The organism is Limnohabitans sp. TS-CS-82, from assembly GCF_002943475.1.
Genome location: NZ_PTQX01000005.1, coordinates 74,260 through 93,895, shown reverse-complemented (window position 1 = coordinate 93,895; position 19,636 = coordinate 74,260). Strand labels below are relative to the sequence as shown.

The window sequence follows — 19,636 nt, the reverse complement described above, 5'->3', positions numbered from 1 at the left end:
ATGAGCAACACACACAAAATCGTGATGGAGGCCAAGGGCCTCGTCAAACGCTATGGTCAAGTGACTGCTTTGGATGGCGCAGACTTTGAGTTGCGCGCGGGCGAAATTTTGGCCGTCATTGGCGACAACGGCGCAGGCAAGTCCTCGCTCATCAAATGTTTGTCGGGGGCCACGGTGCCCGATGAGGGGTTGATCTCTTTGGACGGCAACCCCATTTATTTCAAATCGCCCATCGACGCACGTCGCGCTGGCATAGAAACGGTGTATCAAGACTTGGCGGTTGCACCTGCAATGAGCATTGCCGAAAACTTATTCTTGGGCCGTGAAATTCGCCGTGAAGGCTTTGCTGGCAACGTGCTGCGCATGCTCGACAAAAAGAAAATGTTGGCGCAAAGCATTGAGCGCATGAATGACCTCAAGGTGGGCATTCGCTCCATGACACAAGCGGTGGAAACCTTGTCTGGTGGTCAGCGCCAATGCGTGGCGGTGTCGCGTGCGGCAGCGTTTGCGCAGCATGTGGTCATCATGGATGAGCCCACGGCCGCGCTGGGTGTGAAAGAAGGCAACATGGTGCTAGAGCTGATTCGCCGCGTGCGCGACAAAGGTCTGCCGGTGGTGCTGATCTCGCACAACATGCCCCATGTGTTTGAAATTGCAGACCGCATTCATGTGGCCCGCTTGGGCAAACGTGCCGCCGTGTTGAACCCCAAGAAAATCAGCATGAGCGACACCGTGGCGGTGATGACTGGGGCGATGAAGCCCGAAGACATTCCGCTGGAGTGCTTGGCTTGACAGCCCCGTCGCAACCCACAGCCCACGCGCCGGTTTGGGTGCTGGGCGAAGCCTTGATGGACTGCATGGCGCAGCCAGACGGCTCGCTGCAACCCTTGTTGGGCGGCAGCCCTTACAACTTGGCCTGCGCCACCGCCTTGCAAGGGGCGGATGTGGGGTTCATCAACCCTTTCTCGATCGATGTGTTTGGTCAATCCTTGCTCGATCATTTGGTGACCAACAAAGCGCGCAGTCTGTTGCCACGCTCGGCTTTGCCGACGGCGTTGGCGGTGGTGCAAGTTAAGCAGGGGCAGCCCAGTTATGGCTTTTACCGAGAAGGCATTGCCGACCGCGATTACCAAGTGGCCGATGTGGTGGCATTACTCGAATCTTCGCCCCCGGGTGTGTTGCACACCGGCTCGCTGATGGCCATGCCGCCCGAGCATCACAAAGTGTTGCAAATCATCGCTGCGGCCAAACAGCTGGGTTGGACCATCAGCGTGGATGTGAATTTGCGTCCGCGCGTGGTCACCGATGTGCCTGCCTACTTGAGTGCCGTGCGAGATGTGGCGGCGCAGGCCGATTGGCTCAAAGCCAGCGATGAAGACCTTGAGCTTTTGGGTTTCAACGATGTGCGCTTTGCCAACGCCTCGGCCTTGGCTGCGCAGTGGATGCAGCAAGGCTGCTCACGCGTGGCCTTGACCTTTGGCGGGCAGGGCGCGTATTTGCAAGTCGGTCCTGACCGCGATCAAGCGGCTGCACCCGTGGTGAACGTGGTCGACACCGTCGGTGCAGGAGACACCTTTTGGGGCAATTGCTTGGCCGATTGGGTGCTGCACAACACCGTCAACGACCTCACGCGCGCGCAAGAACGCTTGGTCGACACCCTAGAACGCGCCTTGATCGCTGCGGCCATCAACTGCACGCGGGAGGGGTGTCAGCCGCCTAATGCAGATGAGTTAGCGGCTGAGTTGGCTGCGTCACTTCCAACCCCTGTGACGCTTTAAACCACCGATGGATGGGCTGCGGCCCAAGCCTCGGCTTCTTGCCATGTCGGTGGCACGCAGCCGCGTTGTTGCACACACAAGCTGGCACTGGCAATCGCGTGTCGCAGCAGTTGATGTGTTTGCGCTTCGCTCAAGGTGTTGAGCGTCTGCTTTGTTTTTTGCGTTGGTGCAAGGTTGACCAGCGCGGCCAGCAGGCCCGCTAAAAAGCTGTCGCCAGCGCCCACGGTGTCTACCACCGCTAACTCATTTGGTTCTTTGGCAAACACCGCGATGCCCGATGCGGTGAGCAACCAAGCCCCTTCAGCACCCAAGGTCAGTGCCAGCAATTGGGCTTGGCTGTTGGCGAGCAAGTGCTTGGCTTGATCGAGGTGCGTGTCGCCATCGAGCTGCAGATGTGCCAAGTCTTCATCGCTGACTTTGATGATGTCGGCCACGTCCAAGAACGACAACACGCAGGCGCGGTAGCTGTGTAAATCGGGCATGACAGAGGGGCGCAAATTGGCGTCGATGACGATGCATTGACCCAGCGACTTTTGCGCCTTCAGCCAAGGCAAATAAGACGCTTGATCGCGTGGGTCCAGCGCCAATGCGCCCGAACACACCAGATCCAATGCGTTGTGTTGTGCGCAATCGGCTTGCATCTGCTGCGCGCTGACTTGGCGGTCTGCCACGCCTTCGCGATAAAAGGCATAGCTGGGGTGACCGTCTGCATTCACATTCACCACGGCCAAGGAGGTCACGGCTTGAATGGGCGCGGGTTGTGACAACACCACGCCATCGGCGCGCATTTGAGCGCTCAGGTCTTGGCCCAAACGGTCTGACGAAAACGGGTTCAGGTACATGGTGCCCACGCCTTGGCGCGACAAGGCTCGTGCCAAGTTGTAAACAGCTCCGCCCAAGCACGGCGTGAATTTGCCGTCCTTGGGGTCGGCAATCAGATCGATCAAGGCTTCGCCTGCGATAGCTGCGCGAATGTTTGTCTGTTGAAGAGAGGTCGGCGCTGTCATGTCAGTCTTCTGTTTTCACACGCAAGGTCAACACCGCAGCAATGGCCAAAAAGCAGCCCGCCAGCTGAATGACGTGACGCGGGTCGCCGCCTAACACGCTGTTGAAGAACAGCGGCAAGGTCAGCATTTGAATGATCATGGGCAACACAATGAACATGTTGAAAATGCCCATGTACACGCCAGCGCGCTCGGGCGGAATGCTTTTCGCCAACATGATGTAGGGGTTGCCCATGATGCTGGCCCATGCCAAACCCACGCCAACCATGGGAACGAACAACCAAGTTTGGTCTTGGATGGTGGGCAGCATCCACATGCCCAAGCCCGCCAAGCTCAAGCACACCGCATGAACCACTTTGGGGCCAAATCGGCGCGTCAGTGGAATCAAACCAAAGGCGGCGAGGAAGGCGATGAAGTTGTAAAACCCGCCAATTTGGCCGTTCAGCAAACCTGCATCACGAAAGCCTTGTGCGCTGGCGTCGGTCGTGTTGAACATGGAGCGCGCCAAAGAGGGCACGATGTAAATCCAGTAGCACATCATGCCGTACCACTGAAACAGCTTCATCCACCACAACTGGCGCATGGCCTGCGGCATCTCGCGAATGGCATCGCGCACTTCCGTCAAGGTGGCTTGCATGCCGCGCGGTTTGGCCAAAATCGCGTTGCGTTCGTTCAAGCTTAAGGGCAGTTCAGGCGTGGAATGGACAGACCACCACACGGTGGTGAACGACAACACGGAGCCAATCAAAAACGCAATGACCGTGATGTGTGGGATGTTGCTGGCGTTGACCGCGTCTTTGTTGAGGCCAAACCAAAACAGCAGCGAGGGCGTGAGGTAGGCCAAGGTTTGGGCCAGTCCTGTGAAGGCACTTTGCGTCAAAAACCCCAGCGAGTGTTGGTCTGGGTTGAGGCGGTCACTGACGTAGGCGCGATAGGGCTCCATCGTCACGTTGTTGGCCGCATCCAAAATCCACAGCAAGCTGGCGGCAAACCACAGCGTGGGGCTGTAGGGCATGAACAACAGGCAAATGCTGCACAAAATGGCGCCCACCATGAAGAACGGCGTGCGTCGGCCCCAGCGGCTGATGGTTCGGTCGCTCATGGCGCCAATGATGGGCTGCACCAAGAGGCCGGTCATCGGACCTGCCAGCCACAGCAAAGGCAAGCTCGCCTCGTCCGCTCCGAGGTATTGGTAAATCGGACTCATGTTGGCTTGTTGCAAGCCAAAGCTGTATTGGATGCCGAAGAATCCAAAGTTCATGCTGAGGATTTGCCAGAACGAGAGTCTGGGTTTGAGGCCTGAGGTCATGGTGTGTCTTTTCGTCGTTTTTATGAGCGAGGGGCGATGAGCCAATCCGCTGCATAGGGAGCCAAGGTGTAGGCGTTCATGTCCGCAACGTGTTGCGTCAATGCATGGGTGGGTACTTGTAAACCTGTGGGCAGAGATGACGACAGATTCAGTGTCACGCTTGCGCCTGAGAAGTTGAACAGGCCCAACGCTTGTTCACCTCGTTTGAGCAGCAACACCGATGGATGTGGGCTTTGTAGCAAGCACAAAGCGTGCTCTGCGCTTAAAGCCGGATGCTGTTTTTTGGCCCGCACAAAGGCGCGCATCGCCGTGTAAATGCGGCCTGCCGTGGTGTGACTGTCGTGTCGTTGCGCAAACAAAGCTTCATCGAACACAGGGCGATGCAATTCACGCCCATCGGGGCCTTGACGTGCAGCCAGCTCCGCCGAAGACGTGTTGCCTTGACCCAATTCATCGCCCATGTAAATCAGCGGCAAACCACCGACAAACAAGGACAGCGACTGCAACAGGTTCAAGCGTGCGGTGGCTGCCAGCTGTTCTTCGGGCGTTTGCGCGGATGTCAATCCGACCAAGGCTGCGGCCATGCCATTGGTGCCATGCACCGCGTTGCTATCGCTGGCTTGGAAGGCTGCGCCTTGTGCATAGCTGCCCTCAATTTGCCCTGCAAAAAACTGCGAGGCGTGTAGCAATCTGCTGCGTTGATCGGGACCGCGTGCGTCCAACTCAGGGCGCAACACATTCCAGCCAATGTCGTCGTGGCAGCGCACATACGTCATCCAAGCGCAGCCCTCGGGCAGGGCAGGGGTGTGTGCCAACACGTCTTGAATGAGCTGTGTGTTCTCTTCGGCCAAGGCCACCCAACTGGCGGACATCAAGCTGGAGTGGTAGGCCACATGGCACTCTGGGCCTTGCGTGTCACCCAGACCAAAGTACGGCGGCAAATCTTGCGTGGGCATGATGGCCTCGGCTTTGAGCAAGGTGCCCGGAGCCGCGATGTTGGTGAGGCAGCGTAAGGCTTGCAACAACCAATGCACCTCGGGTTGGTTCATGCAGTTGGTGCCCTCGCGCTTCCAGAGAAAACCCGTTGAGTCCAAGCGGAAAGCTTCCACGCCGTGGTTGGCCAGTTGCAGTAAAGACTTGGCCATTTCTGAAAAAACGACCGGTTGGGCGTAGTTCAAATCCCACTGATAAGGGTAGAACGTGGTCCAAGTCCAAGCGTTCACTTCGGGCACAAAGGTGAAATTGCCGGGAGCAGTGTTCGGGAAAATCTGAACCAAGTTTTTCTCGTACGCAGCGATTTGCGCTTGCGACTTGACCCAATGAAAAAACGATTGGTGGTGGGCGCTGCCAGCACGCGCTTGCATGGCCCATTCATGTTCATGCGAGACATGGTTCAGCACGAAATCGCTGCACAAGCTGATGCCAGCGGTGCGCAGTTCGCGGGTGAGTTGTTGCAAGTCAGCCAATGTGCCCAACTGCGGATCGACCTCGTCGTAGCTGGCCACGGCAAAACCACCATCGTTGGGCGGTGTGCCTGGTTTTAAAAAGGGCAGCAGGTGCAAGTAGGTCACGCCCAACTCTTGCAAGTGAGGGATGCGCTGACGCACCCCCGCCAAATTGCCTGCAAACTTATCGGTGTAAGTGCAGTAGCCCAGCATGCCTTGCAAATGCCAGTTTGGATTGGCTTCGCGTTGCAGGTCGAGTGCCCACAAATCCGCAGGGCGGTTGAGGGCAGTTTGCACGGTTTGAACCAACACTTGGTCCAACCACTGTGCGTAATCAGGGGTGCAGCTGTAAAGGCGCGACAGTCGGTCGCGCAGTCGGGGTAATTCTTGGTTTAAACGCGCGCGCAGCACGTCTGCACGATCTGCATCGGCGTGCGCGAGCAAATCATTCAAAACAGCGGGAAGATGGGCCTCTCCGACGAGAGCGGGGCGATCTTCAATCACAGACATAGTGTTCACAGTTCAGTAAGAGAGGCGCCGAACCTTGTGAGTTCGGCGCTGAGTTTCTTTAAATACAAACACCCAAATCGCATTTGCGATTTGGGTGTTAACCGAGTTTTAGAACTCGTATTTCAGAGTTGCCTTGGCGCTGCGACCTGCCAAAGCGCGAGCGGCGTGGCCGTCACCTTCAACTTCTGTGAATGCCATTTTGTTGAAAGCGTTGTTCACGCTCACGATGGCAGATGCTTGCTTGTTGATGCGGTAGTTTGCGAACAAGTTAGTTATCACATAGCCGTCCATGGTGATGGTGTTAGCGTCATCACCGTATGACTTTGTGGAACCAATGAATGCTGCGCCGTACTCCAAGTCACCTGTGCGGTAAGAGGGTGACAAGGCGTACACCACATCAGCTTGGCGGCGTGGCTTTTTACCAATTTCAGCAGCAGTCAAAGAGCTCTTGATTTTTGCGTCGGTGATGGTCGCGCCAGCGTTCATGCGGAATGCGCCAGAGCGGTAGCCAGCTTCCAGTTCGAAACCTTGTGCCTTGTAGCCATTGGTGGTGAACTTTTGCGTGGTCGCTTCATAGTTCGACTCATCGGTCTTGGCAATGAAGAACGTACCAAACAAGCTCAAGTTGCCTTCACGGTGCTTCACACCCAATTCCTGCTGTTGCAGGCGGTTAAAGGAAATTGGCTTGCTGCCATTCAAGGCACCGGCAGTGCCGTACATCAAGCGATCTGCCGCGAAGTTGTAACCATCGCTGATGCGACCGTAAATCGCGGTGTCTTTTGTCAGGGCGTAGTTAGCGCCGCCCGAGTAAGACATCTTGCTTTGCTTGTAGTTCACAGTGTCTGCAGAAGCGCTGTCCCAAGTCGCTGAAGACAAAGACGTTGCGTTGCTAGGAGTCGTTCCTTTAAAGGTCTGACCTGTGGCAGACATCTCGTTATGACGGACGCTACCTTCAACAGTCAACTTGTCTTTTTCCCAGCTCAGTGCAGCATAAGGTGCCGTCACGTTGTACTTGACGTCATAAGTGCGCGAGCAGCAACCGCCCCATGTATTCCAGCCGCTGGATGTAGGCGCAGACCAAGAGCCGTTGGTGCCAACGGTGTATTGGTTCCAGAACCATGTTTGCGCCAAGTTTTGCGAGCCGGTGAACAAACCACCAGTGAACACGGACTTACCACCGTTCATGTCGAACGCTTTAGATGCTTTCAAGTCGTTGAACATGTTGTCCATGTTGTCCAACGATGTGTTGAACATGGTGCCTGTAAAGCTGCTCGTGCCACCGCCGTTGTCTGCGGGGAACATGCCGACAAAGCGACCGCCATTGGCGCTCTTACGCATTCTTTCTTCAACGGTCCAGCCGCCGTCCAAATTGAACTTGGCTTCCAAACCGATGGAGCGGCTTGTCACGTGCAGACCATCTGCGGGGTTGGTGGTGACTTGATTGCCATTGCGATCAATGGTGGTGTCACGCGTCATGTTCGGATTGATGAAGAACGCGGTACGTGGGTCAACACCTGGCAATGTTTGGATCTTGCCGTTGGAGAGGCGCGTTGGCACTGGCAAGATGGTGGGCGTTTTGTCATCCAAGTTTTTGAAGTTCAGGCGAACGTAGCTGCCTTTGTCAAATTCTTTGGTGATGCTGGCTTTGAGCTGACCGCCGTCTTGTGAGTTGAAACCAGTCTTGTAAGGGCCACCTTCGCCTTGGCGTGTGAAGCCACCAATGTTGAAGTAGGTGTCGCTGTTGATAGCGCTGCCAAAGTTGAAGTCGTAACGGTTCAAGCGTGAACCCAGACCGGTGGTGAAACCGACGGCATTGCCGACATCGCGACCGTTTTTGCTCACAAAGTTGATGATGGCGCCAGGGGCGTTGCTAGCCAAAGTTGATGCGCTACCGCCACGAACCACTTCAACGCGGTCTGTGGTGAAGTCGGTGCGCATGAATTGGTCAGGTGTACCAAATGCGATGTCACCAAACAGCAAGATGGGCAAGCCGTCTTCTTGCATCTGGACGTAGCGGCTACCGCCTGCGGACACAGGTGCGCCACGGACGGTGATGTTGGCGTTGCCTTCACCGCCTGATGACTCTGCGCGAATGCCAGGGACCGAGCGCAAAATTTCAGCTGCACTTGTGGCGCCACTGCGCATGATGGCTTCTTCGCCAACGGAAGTGACGGAGTCACTTGACTTCATCTTCGTGCGGCCCGTTGGCGAGGCTGTCACCACGACTTCGTCGAGGTTCAAGTTTTGTGCATACACCGCACCAATTTGCAAGGCGGCCAAAGAAGCTGCCACTGCAATCGTTTTTGGATTGATTTTGTTTTGTGTTTTTTTCACAAACGTCTCCAGATACAAGTTTTAAAAATGAAAAACCCATTGAATTTAGGGTCTGTCTTCGGTTTTGACTCTTTGTCCTGCCTTGGATGCATTGCAATGAGTGCGTGGATTTTTAACGACTTTGCAAACGTTTGCAATTTGTGTTGCAATTTTTCTTGAATTTCTAGGCTCCAATTCTTCGGAAATGATGTTCAAGATCTTCTGCAGGGCTTATGAAATATAGACTTTTTTCAAAAACTAGGACTTTCCCTAATGTGTGTGACTTGCAACATGGATGCTTGTAAATTCGATTTCAATAATTTTCACAACCTAGGGTTTTCACCGGTTTGATGTTTGTGTGTCTTGCATAGAATTGCAAACGATTGCAAAGATAGTTTTTGATTTTTGCTTCAAAAGATAACCAGGAGCCACACACACATGAAAGACTACGCCAGTCAACAACGCAACCCCGGTAAGCACATGCTTGGGTTGGGTCTGGTGGTTTTGTTGCACATCCTCGTGTTTTGGGCGATCAGCTCTGGCTTGGCCAAGAAGTTCGTCAAAGTGATCAAGGGGCCTGTTGAGGCTCAGTTGATTGAGGATGCCAAGCCCGACATTCCGCCGCCGCCACCCCCTCCGCCGCCAAAGAGCGCACCGCCGCCGCCTGCCTACGTGCCGCCGGTTGATGTGCCTACCACTGCGACGGCAGGTGTCAATGCCATCGCTTCTGTTTCTGCCACACCTGCACCGCCAGCACCTGTGGTGCCTCCTGCACCGGCTGTTGCGGTTAGAACAGCGCCTATCATCAATGCCGCTGCCAACTGTCAAAAGCCTGAGTACCCCAGCGCGTCAAGGCGTAACGAAGAAGAGGGCACCGTCCAGCTTCGTTTCTTGATCGGCCCCGAGGGCAATGTGCTTGAATCGCAGGTCGAAAAGAGCTCAGGCTTCACCCGATTGGATGAAGCCGCACGATCTGCCTTGTCGCGTTGTCAGTTCAAGCCAGGCACGATCAATGGCAAGCCCGAGCAAAGCTGGGCCAGCATGAAATACACATGGCGCTTGGAATAAGCGCTGTTTAAACCGTCAAAACACACACCGAATTTTCCTCAAGGAGTCCCTTCATCATGATTAAACATTTCAAAACTTTTGCGCTCAGCGCAGGCTTGGCTGCCACGTTGTTGTTTGGCTTGGTTGGCCACGCACAAGCGGCTAAACCCAAAGAAGCTGCCGCCGCGCCTGCCGTGGTTGAGGCTGCGCCACAAGCTTCTGCTGCCATTGCAGCGCCGATTGCTGCCGCACCTGCCGCCGCAGACCCGCATGCTGGCGAAGAAAACCCTTATGGCCTGAAAGCCTTGTGGAATCAAGGCGACATCGTGGCCAAAGGCACCTTGCTGATCTTGGTGTTGATGAGCATGGGCAGCTGGTACGTGTTGATCACCAAGTTCTTTGAACAAAACAAAGTGTCACGCTTTGCCAAGCAAGCCCAAGACAAATTCTGGTCCGCCGAAAACGTGCGTCAAGGCACCGATGCGTTGGACGAAGCCAGCCCATTCCGCTTCATTGCTGAAAAAGGCTTGGAAGGTGCGAGCAAGCACACGGGCATGTTGGGCGCCATCAACTTCAACGACTGGGTGACCATGAGCATCCAACGTGCGATCAACAACGTGCAAAGCCGCATGCAAGACGGTTTGGCTGTGTTGGCCACCGTGGGTTCGACCGGTCCATTCGTGGGTTTGTTCGGTACCGTTTGGGGTATTTACAACGCCTTGGTCAAGATCGGCATGTCGGGTCAAGCCTCGATCGACAAAGTGGCGGGCCCTGTGGGCGAGTCTTTGATCATGACCGCCATTGGTTTGGCCGTGGCTGTGCCTGCCGTGTTGGGCTACAACTGGTTGGTGCGTCGTAACAAGTCAGCCATGGAAGACATCAATGCTTTCGGTTCAGACTTGCATTCCGTGCTCTTGGCCAACAACAAGTAAACAGGAGTCATCATCATGGCGATGAACGTTGGAGGGGACGCCGATGACGAGATCATCGGCACGATCAACACCACCCCGTTGGTCGATGTGATGTTGGTGTTGTTGATCATTTTCTTGATCACGATTCCGGTGGTCACCACGTCGGTGAAGGTCGATCTTCCTAAAGAGAAAAACCTGATCCGCGAGACCAAACCAGAGAACGTGATCATTTCGGTGAACGCGGCAGGAAGCATTTTTCTGTACGACACACCGGTGAAGAATTCGACAGATTTGGTCGCACGCATGAAGACGTTTGCGGCCAAAGAACCGCAGCCGGAAGTGCAAATTCGTGGCGACGCGAAAAGCGATTTTGAAGCTGTTGGTCGCGTGATGTACGCCGTTCAACGCGCAGGCATTACCAAAGTTGGTTTCATCACTGAGCCCAATTGATCCACGCTGAATCAGGAGAGAAACATGGGAATGAACTTAGGAAGCGGGTCGGGCAGTGGTGAGCCAGAAGTGATGATGGACATCAACACCACGCCTTTGATTGACGTGATGTTGGTGCTGTTGATCATGTTGATCATCACCATCCCTGCGCAACTGCACACCGTGAACATGGACATGCCAGTGTCTAAACCGGCCGCTAAAAAGGTCGATCCAGTGGTGGTGAAGATCGAGGTCGATGCCAACAGCGTGATCAACTGGAACGGCAAGCCGATTGCCTCGCGCGCTGAGTTGGACATGAAGCTGCAAGAGGCTTACCAAATGCAACCCCAACCCGAGTTGCACATCCGCTCGCATGCCAAGGCCAAGTACGAGGCGGTGGCCGCCGTGTTGGCCAACGCGCAGCGCATTGGCTTGACCAAGCTGGGCATTGTGGGCTCGGAGCAATTTGTGAATTGATTTCTTCAAGGTTTTCAAACAGAAAACCCTTGCCCCTCCTCGCAAGAGGCGGGGCTTTTTTTTAAGCACATGAGGATGATGCGTATGTGGAAAAGATTATTTGCTTACAGCGTGTTGGGTGTCGCGCTGAGCAGCGTGGCACAGGTGAATTTGCGCTCTGAAGTGGCCAAACCTCTTCAAGCGGCCCAAGAGGCCATTCAGTCCAAGCAGCCCGAAGAAGCGTTGAAAAAGATTCAAGAGGCGCGTCAAGTGGCGCAGCTGACGGGGGCTGAAAAAATGCTGTTGGAGCGCTTGTCGGTGGTGGCGGCCATGAACGCCCAAAAGTTTGACTTGGCCGCTTCTTCGCTCGACTACCTGTTGCAAAGCAAAGACTTGCCCGAGGTCGATCGTTTGACGCTGATGGAAACCATGGTGAGCGTGAGCTTGCGCACCAAAGACTATCCGCGTGTGGTGGAGTGGGCGCGTCGTTACCTGCAGCAAGGGGGCACGAACACGCGTATTCGCTTGGCCTTGATGCAGTCGCTGGCTGTGCAAGGCGCGCACCAAGAGGTGTTGAAAGAAATGCCTGCCAAATTGCAAGCCGATGCCGCTGCGGGCAAGCTGCCAGATGAGGCCGAGTTGCGCATGTACGCCTTCAGCCAGCAGCAGGTGAAAGACGAAGCGGCGTACGTCAAAACCTTGACCGAGTTGGTCAAGCGCTTCCCAAGCCAAGCGTATTGGGGCGATTTGCTCAACCGCATCCCACGCCAAGCGGGCTTCAATGCGCGTTACCAACTGGATGTGTTTCGTTTGATGGATGCCACCGACAATTTGGAAGACGCTGAAGATTACGCCGATGTGGCCCAAGCCGCGTTGAAGGCCGGTCTGCCGCACGAAGCCCAGCGCATGCTCGACAAAGTGGCGCAACCCGCGTCTGCCGCTGCCCTCAAAAAGCAAGTGCAGCAACGCGTCGCAGAAGACGACAAGGCCATGCAAGCGATCGGACCGAACTCGGAAGATGCGGTGTTGTTGGCGCAATGGGCCGACGTGCAGCTGTCCAAAGGGGCTTGGAAGGCCGCCGTGCCCGCCTGCGAAAAAGCGCTGGCCAAAGGCGGTTTGCGCCGTGAGGCCGAGACGCGCTTGCATTGCGGCATCGCCATGTTCAAAAGCGGGCAAACCGACGCCGCCAAAAGCATGCTGCTCAGCGTGACAGGCGACGACACGGCCACACGCTTGGCGTCGCTTTGGCTGAATCTGGTGAAGTGAGGCCCTATCATCGGGTTTATAGAATGCTCAGCTGAGATAACCACTACCTAGCTCATGGCCAGTTCAGATCCTGACAAACGCAAAATCCAAATGATCGACATTGCTCGCATGGCGGGTGTGTCGACGTCTACCGTTTCTCGCGCCTTGAACGGCAGCGCATTGACCAATGATGAGACCCGTATTCGCATCATTGAGCTTGCCCGTTCGCTCAATTACACGATCAATCAAAGTGCCAAAAGCCTGCGTATGGGCGACAACCGCACCATTGGCGTCGTGATTCCCTACGACCGCAAGACCCGTCAGCATATTTCTGACCCCTTCTTCTTGGGCATGCTCGGTAGCTTGGCCGATGCGCTGACCGACAGAAATTACGACATGCTGCTGTCGCGGGTGGATGCAGATCGCCTCGACGACATGGCGGCTTTGTACGACACAGGTCGAGCCCGCGGCATCATCGTGATTGGCCAGTGGGGGCACCACGACCAACTCAACGATTTGGCGCGTCGTCATGTGCCCTTGGTGGTTTGGGGCGCGCAATTGCCCCGACAACTTTATTGCAGCGTGGGTAGCGACAACTTGAGCGGCGGGGCGTTGGCCACCGAGCACTTGCTGGCGGCAGGTCGTCGCCGCATTGCCTTCATGGGCGATAACAGCATGCCGGAGGCTGCTAAGCGTTACGAAGGCTATTTGCAGGCCCATCAAAAATTTGGCGTGGCTGTGGATCCCAAGCTCTACATCCCCAGCGCATTCACCGCTGAAGAGGCGCAAGCGGCGATGCGTGGCTTTTTGCAAGCCGGTGTGCCTTTTGACGCGCTGGTGGCGGCCAGCGATTTGATCGCCATCAACGCCATTGGCGTGATGAAGCGCGAAGGCATGGCGGTGCCTGAGCAGGTGAGTGTGGTGGGCTATGACGACATCGACATGGCTTCGCACAGCTTTCCGCCGCTCACCACCGTGCGCCAACCCATCGAGTTGGCGGGTGGCGTGATGGTGGATTGCTTGCAAGCCTTGCTGGACGGCGATCAGCTCGATTCGCAGTTGTTGCCCACGTCGTTGGTGGTGCGCGAGTCAAGCTTGCAAACTTCGGATGCCCAAGCCTGACGTTGCCGGCGCGATCAGCGCCACCAGCTCCGCCAGCCCCATTGGCGTCTTCGACTCCGGCGTAGGCGGCCTGTCCGTCTTGCGCGCCATCCGCGCTGCCCTACCTTTTGAAAATTTGGTCTACGTGGCCGATTCCGCTCACGCGCCGTATGGCGACCAAACCGAGGCCTACATCACGCAGCGCACCTTGACGGTTGGGCAGTGGTTGGTCACGTCGGGCGTGAAGGCCATCACCATTGCGTGCAACACGGCCACCGTGGTGGCGGCGCGCAGCTTGCGCGAACACACGGCTTTGCCCGTGGTCGCGATTGAACCGGCTATCAAACCTGCTGTGGCTCAGACCCGAAGTGGCGTGGTGGGCGTGCTGGCCACCCGTCAAACCGTGCAAAGCGAGAGCGTGGCGCGCTTGTGTGCGCTGCACGGTACGCAGGTGCGCTTCGTTTTACAAGCTTGCCCGGGCTGGGTGGCGTTGGTGGAGCAGGCTGATTTGCACAGTGCCCAGACCGAGGCCTTGGTGCGTCAATTTGTACAACCGCTGATCGACCAAGGGGCTGACACGCTGGTGCTGGGCTGCACGCATTACCCGTTTTTACGCGACACCATCCAGCGCGTGGCAGGCGAGGGCGTGGCCTTGATCGACCCCGCTGAAGCTGTGGCGCGTGAGCTGGTGCGACGTTTGGACGTCAACACCTTGGCCTCTGGCCCAGAGCTGGGGCAAACCTTGTTTTTCACCACAGGTGACGTGGCCCAAGTGCAACGCACCATCGCGCATTTGTGGGGCGACGGTGTCTCCGTTGGGGCTTTAACTGCGGTTTGAAGCCTTGTTTTGCACTTAAAGTGCAAAGCTTCAAATAAGGCTTCCAAGGAGACGGATGTGCAACTCGGCATGATTGGTTTGGGCCGCATGGGCGGCAACATTGTTCGGCGTTTGATGCGCCATGGTCACACCAGCGTGGTGTACGACGCCAACCCCGACAGCGTGGCCCAACTCGCCCAAGAAGGTGCCACGCCCAGCCACGACTTGGCTTCTTTGGTGGCGCAGTTGCAAGCGCCTCGTGCGGTCTGGGTGATGTTGCCTGCGGGCGAGATTACCGCGTCGACCATCCAAATGTTGAGCACCTTGCTGGAGCCGGGCGACATTTTGATTGACGGCGGCAACTCGAATTTTCAAGACGATGTGCGCCACGCCCACATGCTCAAAGCCAAAGGCATTCGCTACCTCGACGTGGGCACCAGCGGCGGCGTGTGGGGCTTGGATCGCGGCTATTGCATGATGATTGGCGGCGACGCCTCGGCAGCGCAGCACCTTGATCCGATTTTCAAAACCTTGGCCCCCGGCGTAGGCTCCATTCCTAAAACACCCGGCCGCGAAGGCAAGGTGTCGACCGCCGAAGAGGGCTACCTCTACACCGGCCCCGCAGGTTCGGGGCACTTTGTGAAGATGATTCACAACGGCATTGAGTACGGTTTGATGCAGGCCTATGCCGAGGGCATGGATGTGCTCAAAGGCGTGGGACAAGACAGCATTCCCGCCGATCGCCGCTACCAACTGGATTTGGCGGACATCACCGAGCTGTGGCGGCGCGGCAGCGTGGTGTCGTCGTGGTTGCTCGATCTGACGGCGATTTCGTTGGCCGAAGACCCTGAGCTCAAGGCCTATTCGGGCCATGTGCAGGACTCGGGCGAAGGCCGCTGGACCATCAACGCCGCCATTGAAGAGGCTGTGCCGGTGCCCGTCTTGTCTGCCGCGTTGTTTGCGCGTTTTCGCTCACGTCAGATCAGCACCTTTGCAGACAAAATGTTGTCGGCGATGCGCAAGCAGTTTGGCGGCCACCAAGAGCCGGGCAAGCACTGAGCAACGGCAACAAACACGGAAAAGCGGAGATATAGGTGCATGGAAAACTTAGACGTGATGGTGTTGCGCACCCTGCAAGCTTGGCGACAAAGCGGGCAACGCGCGCTGTTGGCCACGGTGGTGCGGACGTGGGGCTCGTCGCCACGCCCCATTGGCTCCATCATGGCCCTGTGCGAAACCGGTGCGGTGGTGGGCTCGGTGTCGGGGGGCTGCATCGAAGATGATTTGATTTACCGCTTCACGCAAGCCTATGCCTCCTCCGCGAACGTGAAGCCGCAAGATGCGCCTCAGACCTTGCCCAGCGGCGCGCCGCAGCGTGTGAAATACGGCGTCACGGCCGACGAAGCGCACCGCTTTGGCTTGCCTTGCGGGGGCACCTTGGAATTGGTGCTGGAGTTTGACCCTGATCCCGTCTTGTTGGCCGAGCTGTTGACCGCTTTGTCGCAAGGCCGTTTGATGCAGCGCCACTTGGATTTGCACAGCGGCGCATGCCGCTTGCAAGCCACCGATCAAACCGCTGAACTCAGCATTGACGCAGACCGTTTGGTGAACACCTTTGGCCCCGAGTTCCGCATGTTGCTGGTGGGGGCAGGGCAGTTGACCGAGTATTTGGCCACCATGGCCTTGTTTTCGGGCTTTGCCGTCACGGTGTGCGACCCGCGCGAGGAGTACACGGGCGCTTGGTCCGTGCCCCATGTCACCGTGCTCAAAGACATGCCCGACGACGTGGTGCAGCAGTTCAAACCCGACAGCCGCAGCTGCGTGATTGCACTGACGCACGACCCCAAGTTGGACGATTTGGCCTTGCTCGAAGCCCTCAACACCGAGGCGTTTTACGTGGGTGCCATCGGTTCACGTCGCAACAACGAAGCCCGCCACCAGCGCATGATTGAGCACTTTGACCAAACTGAAGCCTCATTGGCGCGCCTGCGTGGCCCCATTGGCATTTACATCGGCAGCAAAACGCCGTCCGAGATCGCGGTGAGCGTGATGGCTGAGGTGCTGGCCGTCAAAAACGGTGTGCCCTTGCCACGCGACATGGACGTGGCGCACATGAAAAATACCCAAAACGTGGCGCACAACGACCCGGGCGTGCTGGTCTGCGGCATTCGCTGATGGCGTTTGGTGCTTTGACAGATTTGTCGGCCACCCAACCCCCATTCGGCGCTGTGTTGCTGGCCGCAGGGGCTGCGACACGCATGGGGCGGCGGCCTAAATGTTTGCTGGAGCGCGATGGTCAGCCTTTGATCCAACATCTGGTGCACGCCTTGCACATGGCTGGTGTGGCCCATGTGGTGGTGGTTTTGGGGCATTACGCCGCGCAAATTAGCCCAGCCTTGCAAGGTTTACCTGTTCGCATCGTGCAAAACACAGACCCTGACCAAGGCCAAGCCTCGTCTTTGCACCTCGGCTTGCGCGCCTTGCCCGAGCACTTGGGCGGCGTGATGGTGGCGTTGGCCGATCAGCCCTTGATCACGGCCACCGATGTGGCTGATTTGCTGCAGGCCTTTGCACAAAGGCCAATGGGCACAGAGATGCTGGTGCCCACGGTGGCGGGCTTGCCCGGTAATCCGGCGGTGTTTTCTGAGCATGTTCGACTTGATCTGCTGGCATCGGGGCCAGATGTGGGCGGCAAGCAATGGCAGCGCGCCCACCCTGAGCAGCTGTACCGCTGGCCAACGGATAACGACCATTACCGCCAAGATGTCGACTCCCCAGACGATCTGGCGGCGTTGGCGGCACAAAAGAACGTGCATTTGTCTTGGGCCGCGGATAACCCCTAAAACCCACAGGCACAGGGCTAACCCGTACACTTACCGGCTCATGAATGCCTACGCCGACGTCTCCCTTTTCCCCCGCAACGCCAAGCCGCTGAACAGTTACCGCAAGTACTGGGCCGCTCGCTTTGGCACGGCCCCGTTTTTACCCATGAGCCGCGAGGAAATGACCCAACTCGGTTGGGACAGCTGCGACATCATCATCGTCACGGGCGACGCGTATGTGGACCACCCCAGCTTTGGCATGGCCGTGATTGGCCGCATGTTGGAGAACCAAGGTTTCCGCGTGGGCATCATCGCCCAACCCGATTGGCAAAGTGCCGATCCGTTCAAGGCCTTGGGCAAACCCAATCTGTTCTTTGGCGTGACCGCTGGCAACATGGATTCAATGATCAACCGTTACACGGCCGATCGCAAAATTCGCAGCGACGACGCCTACACGGCGGGCGACATCGGTGGCAAGCGCCCCGATCGCGCCGCCTTGGTTTACAGCCAGCGTTGCAAAGAGGCTTACAGCGACGTGCCGATTGTGTTGGGTGGCATCGAGGGCTCGTTGCGCCGTATCGCGCATTACGACTACTGGTCCGACAAAGTGCGTCGCTCGGTGGTGGTCGACAGCAAGTGCGACTTGCTGTTGTACGGCAACGCCGAGCGCGCGATTGTTGAAATTGCCCACCGCTTGGCCGCCAAAGAGCCGGTGCAGCAGATCACTGACGTGCGCGGCACGGCCTTTGTGCGCCGCGAAACGCCTGAAGGTTGGTTTGAGATTGACTCGTCCAGCATCGACGTGCCGGGCAGGGTAGAGGCGCACGTCAACCCGTATTTGATGGTCAGCGACCAAGCCAAAGCGCAAGGTGAAAGCTGCGCCCGCGAAGACGAGGCCAATGCAGTGGCGGATGCCGCCAACGCACAAACCGGCGCATCCACCGCCAAAGGTGAATCGTCGGGCAGCTCGCAAGGCTTCACCGTCTCGCCGTTGAAGTTTGTCGAGAACCCCGCCTTGCAAGGCAAGGGCAAACTCAAAGTGCCCCCGCGTGACCGCAGCGTGATTCGCTTGCCAGCCTACGAGCAAGTCAAGTCTGACCCCGTGCTTTACGCCCACGCCAACCGCGTGCTGCATTTAGAAACCAACCCCGGCAATGCCCGTGCTTTGGTGCAAGCTCACGGCGAAGGCCACACCGCGCGTGATGTGTGGGTCAACCCACCGCCCATTCCGTTGACCACGGCTGAGATGGACCTGGTGTTCGACTTGCCCTACGCCCGCAGCCCACATCCGGTCTATGCAGACGAGAACGGCGGTCACGACGGCGCCACCAAAATTCCCGCGTGGGAGATGATTCGCTTCAGCGTCAACATCATGCGTGGCTGCTTTGGAGGCTGCACGTTTTGCTCCATCACCGAGCACGAAGGCCGCATCATTCAAAGCCGCAGCGAAGACTCGGTCATTCGTGAAATTGAAGACATTCGCGACAAAGTGCCAGGCTTCACGGGCGTTATTTCTGACCTCGGTGGCCCCACGGCCAATATGTACCGCATTGGGTGCAAGAGCCCCGAGATTGAGTCGGCCTGCCGCAAACCCAGCTGCGTCTACCCAGGCATTTGCCAAAACCTCAACACCGACCACAGCTCGCTCATCCACATGTACCGACGAGCGCGTGAGTTGAAGGGGGTGAAGAAAATTCTCATTGGTTCAGGCCTGCGTTACGACTTGGCCGTCAAGTCGCCCGAGTACGTGAAAGAGTTGGTGCAGCACCATGTGGGCGGCTACCTCAAGATCGCGCCTGAACACACCGAGGGCGGCCCGCTGTCCAAGATGATGAAGCCCGGTATTGGCAGCTACGACAAGTTCAAACAGATGTTTGACAAGTACAGCGCCGAAGTGGGGAAGAAGCAATTTCTCATCCCGTACTTCATCGCAGCCCACCCCGGCACCAGCGACGAGGACATGATGAACTTGGCCCTGTGGCTCAAGCGCAATGGCTTTCGCGCCGACCAAGTACAGACTTTCTACCCCAGCCCCATGGCCAGCGCCACGGCGATGTACCACTCAGGCCGCAACCCCTTGGCCCGCGTGACGCGCAGCAGCGAGGTCGTCGACATTGTGCGCGGCGAGCGTCGCCGCCGCCTGCACAAAGCGTTTTTGCGCTACCACGATGCCAACAACTGGCCTTTGTTGCGTGAAGCCTTGAAAGCCATGGGCCGTGCCGATTTGATCGGCAACGGCAAGCTGCATTTGATTCCGACGTTTCAGCCGCAAACCGATGGCGCCTACGTCAGCGCGCGTCGCAAAAACAGCACGGTTACGGCTAAAGTGGGCGTCGCCAAAGCAGGGATGGCAAAAGCGGGCGTGGCAAAAACCACGATGCGCAACGAGCCCACCAAGGGCCGCATGCTCACGCAGCACACGGGCTTGCCGCCGCGCAAACAAAAATAA

The 19,636-nt window shown here is 57.2% G+C and carries 17 protein-coding genes; 13 read left to right on the top strand and 4 right to left on the bottom strand.

What is annotated here, in order from left to right:
• Together C5F52_RS12330 and C5F52_RS12325 are read left to right on the top strand one after the other, a co-directional pair.
• Positions 1–792: an ATP-binding cassette domain-containing protein gene (locus tag C5F52_RS12330; protein ID WP_104798666.1), complete on the top strand. Its 792-nt coding sequence runs from the start codon at positions 1–3 to the stop codon at positions 790–792.
• Positions 789–1,778 (top strand): PfkB family carbohydrate kinase, encoded by a 990-nt coding sequence (locus C5F52_RS12325; protein ID WP_146100078.1) that lies wholly within the window; start codon positions 789–791, stop codon positions 1,776–1,778. The genes C5F52_RS12330 and C5F52_RS12325 overlap by 4 nt, the downstream gene beginning before the upstream one ends.
• On the opposite strand, the gene C5F52_RS12320 is transcribed toward C5F52_RS12325, so the two are convergent.
• The 4 genes from C5F52_RS12320 to C5F52_RS12305 form a co-directional block, all read right to left on the bottom strand.
• Positions 1,775–2,785, bottom strand: a complete 1,011-nt coding sequence (locus tag C5F52_RS12320; protein ID WP_104798664.1) for a carbohydrate kinase — start codon at positions 2,783–2,785, stop codon at positions 1,775–1,777. The two genes, C5F52_RS12325 and C5F52_RS12320, sit on opposite strands and share 4 nt — an antisense overlap.
• Before the next feature lies 1 nt (position 2,786).
• Complete coding sequence (locus tag C5F52_RS12315) at positions 2,787–4,043, bottom strand: MFS transporter (protein WP_236657847.1); 1,257 nt, start codon at positions 4,041–4,043, stop codon at positions 2,787–2,789.
• A 68-nt stretch (positions 4,044–4,111) separates the two neighbouring features.
• Positions 4,112–6,046, bottom strand: coding sequence for an alpha-amylase family glycosyl hydrolase (locus C5F52_RS12310; RefSeq protein WP_104798662.1), 1,935 nt, complete (start codon positions 6,044–6,046; stop codon positions 4,112–4,114).
• A gap of 108 nt (positions 6,047–6,154) precedes the next feature.
• The gene (locus tag C5F52_RS12305; RefSeq protein WP_104798661.1) at positions 6,155–8,380 is read right to left on the bottom strand and encodes a TonB-dependent receptor domain-containing protein; all 2,226 of its coding nucleotides are present in this window, start codon (positions 8,378–8,380) and stop codon (positions 6,155–6,157) included.
• 417 nt (positions 8,381–8,797) lie between these two features.
• Between C5F52_RS12305 and C5F52_RS12300 the strand changes: the two genes are divergently transcribed.
• From C5F52_RS12300 to C5F52_RS12250, 11 genes are all read left to right on the top strand, one after another.
• Entirely contained in the window at positions 8,798–9,427 is a 630-nt protein-coding gene (locus tag C5F52_RS12300) for an energy transducer TonB (RefSeq protein WP_104798660.1), read from the top strand.
• 56 nt (positions 9,428–9,483) lie between these two features.
• Positions 9,484–10,338 (top strand): MotA/TolQ/ExbB proton channel family protein, encoded by an 855-nt coding sequence (locus tag C5F52_RS12295; RefSeq protein ID WP_104798659.1) that lies wholly within the window; start codon positions 9,484–9,486, stop codon positions 10,336–10,338.
• A gap of 15 nt (positions 10,339–10,353) precedes the next feature.
• Positions 10,354–10,767, top strand: a complete 414-nt coding sequence (locus C5F52_RS12290; protein ID WP_104798658.1) for a biopolymer transporter ExbD — start codon at positions 10,354–10,356, stop codon at positions 10,765–10,767.
• 24 nt (positions 10,768–10,791) lie between these two features.
• Entirely contained in the window at positions 10,792–11,223 is a 432-nt protein-coding gene (locus C5F52_RS12285; RefSeq protein ID WP_104798657.1) for a biopolymer transporter ExbD, read from the top strand.
• Positions 11,224–11,307: 84 nt separating this feature from the next.
• The gene (locus C5F52_RS12280; protein ID WP_146100077.1) at positions 11,308–12,468 is read left to right on the top strand and encodes a hypothetical protein; all 1,161 of its coding nucleotides are present in this window, start codon (positions 11,308–11,310) and stop codon (positions 12,466–12,468) included.
• 90 nt (positions 12,469–12,558) lie between these two features.
• Positions 12,559–13,569 carry a LacI family DNA-binding transcriptional regulator gene (locus C5F52_RS12275; RefSeq protein WP_104798765.1) on the top strand — a complete coding sequence of 337 codons (1,011 nt, stop codon included), beginning with the start codon at positions 12,559–12,561 and terminating at the stop codon, positions 13,567–13,569.
• On the top strand, positions 13,556–14,386 hold the full coding sequence (gene murI / locus C5F52_RS12270; protein ID WP_104798655.1) for a glutamate racemase: 831 nt from the start codon (positions 13,556–13,558) through the stop codon (positions 14,384–14,386). Before C5F52_RS12275 ends, murI begins: the two co-directional genes overlap by 14 nt.
• A 57-nt stretch (positions 14,387–14,443) precedes the next feature.
• A complete protein-coding gene (gene gnd / locus C5F52_RS12265) occupies positions 14,444–15,424 on the top strand; it encodes a phosphogluconate dehydrogenase (NAD(+)-dependent, decarboxylating) (RefSeq protein ID WP_104798654.1) in 981 nt (326 codons plus the stop codon).
• A 39-nt stretch (positions 15,425–15,463) separates the two neighbouring features.
• The gene (locus C5F52_RS12260) at positions 15,464–16,540 is read left to right on the top strand and encodes an XdhC family protein (RefSeq protein WP_104798653.1); all 1,077 of its coding nucleotides are present in this window, start codon (positions 15,464–15,466) and stop codon (positions 16,538–16,540) included.
• Complete coding sequence (locus C5F52_RS12255) at positions 16,540–17,208, top strand: NTP transferase domain-containing protein (protein ID WP_104798652.1); 669 nt, start codon at positions 16,540–16,542, stop codon at positions 17,206–17,208. The genes C5F52_RS12260 and C5F52_RS12255 overlap by 1 nt, the downstream gene beginning before the upstream one ends.
• A gap of 40 nt (positions 17,209–17,248) precedes the next feature.
• Positions 17,249–19,636 carry a YgiQ family radical SAM protein gene (locus C5F52_RS12250; RefSeq protein WP_104798651.1) on the top strand — a complete coding sequence of 796 codons (2,388 nt, stop codon included), beginning with the start codon at positions 17,249–17,251 and terminating at the stop codon, positions 19,634–19,636.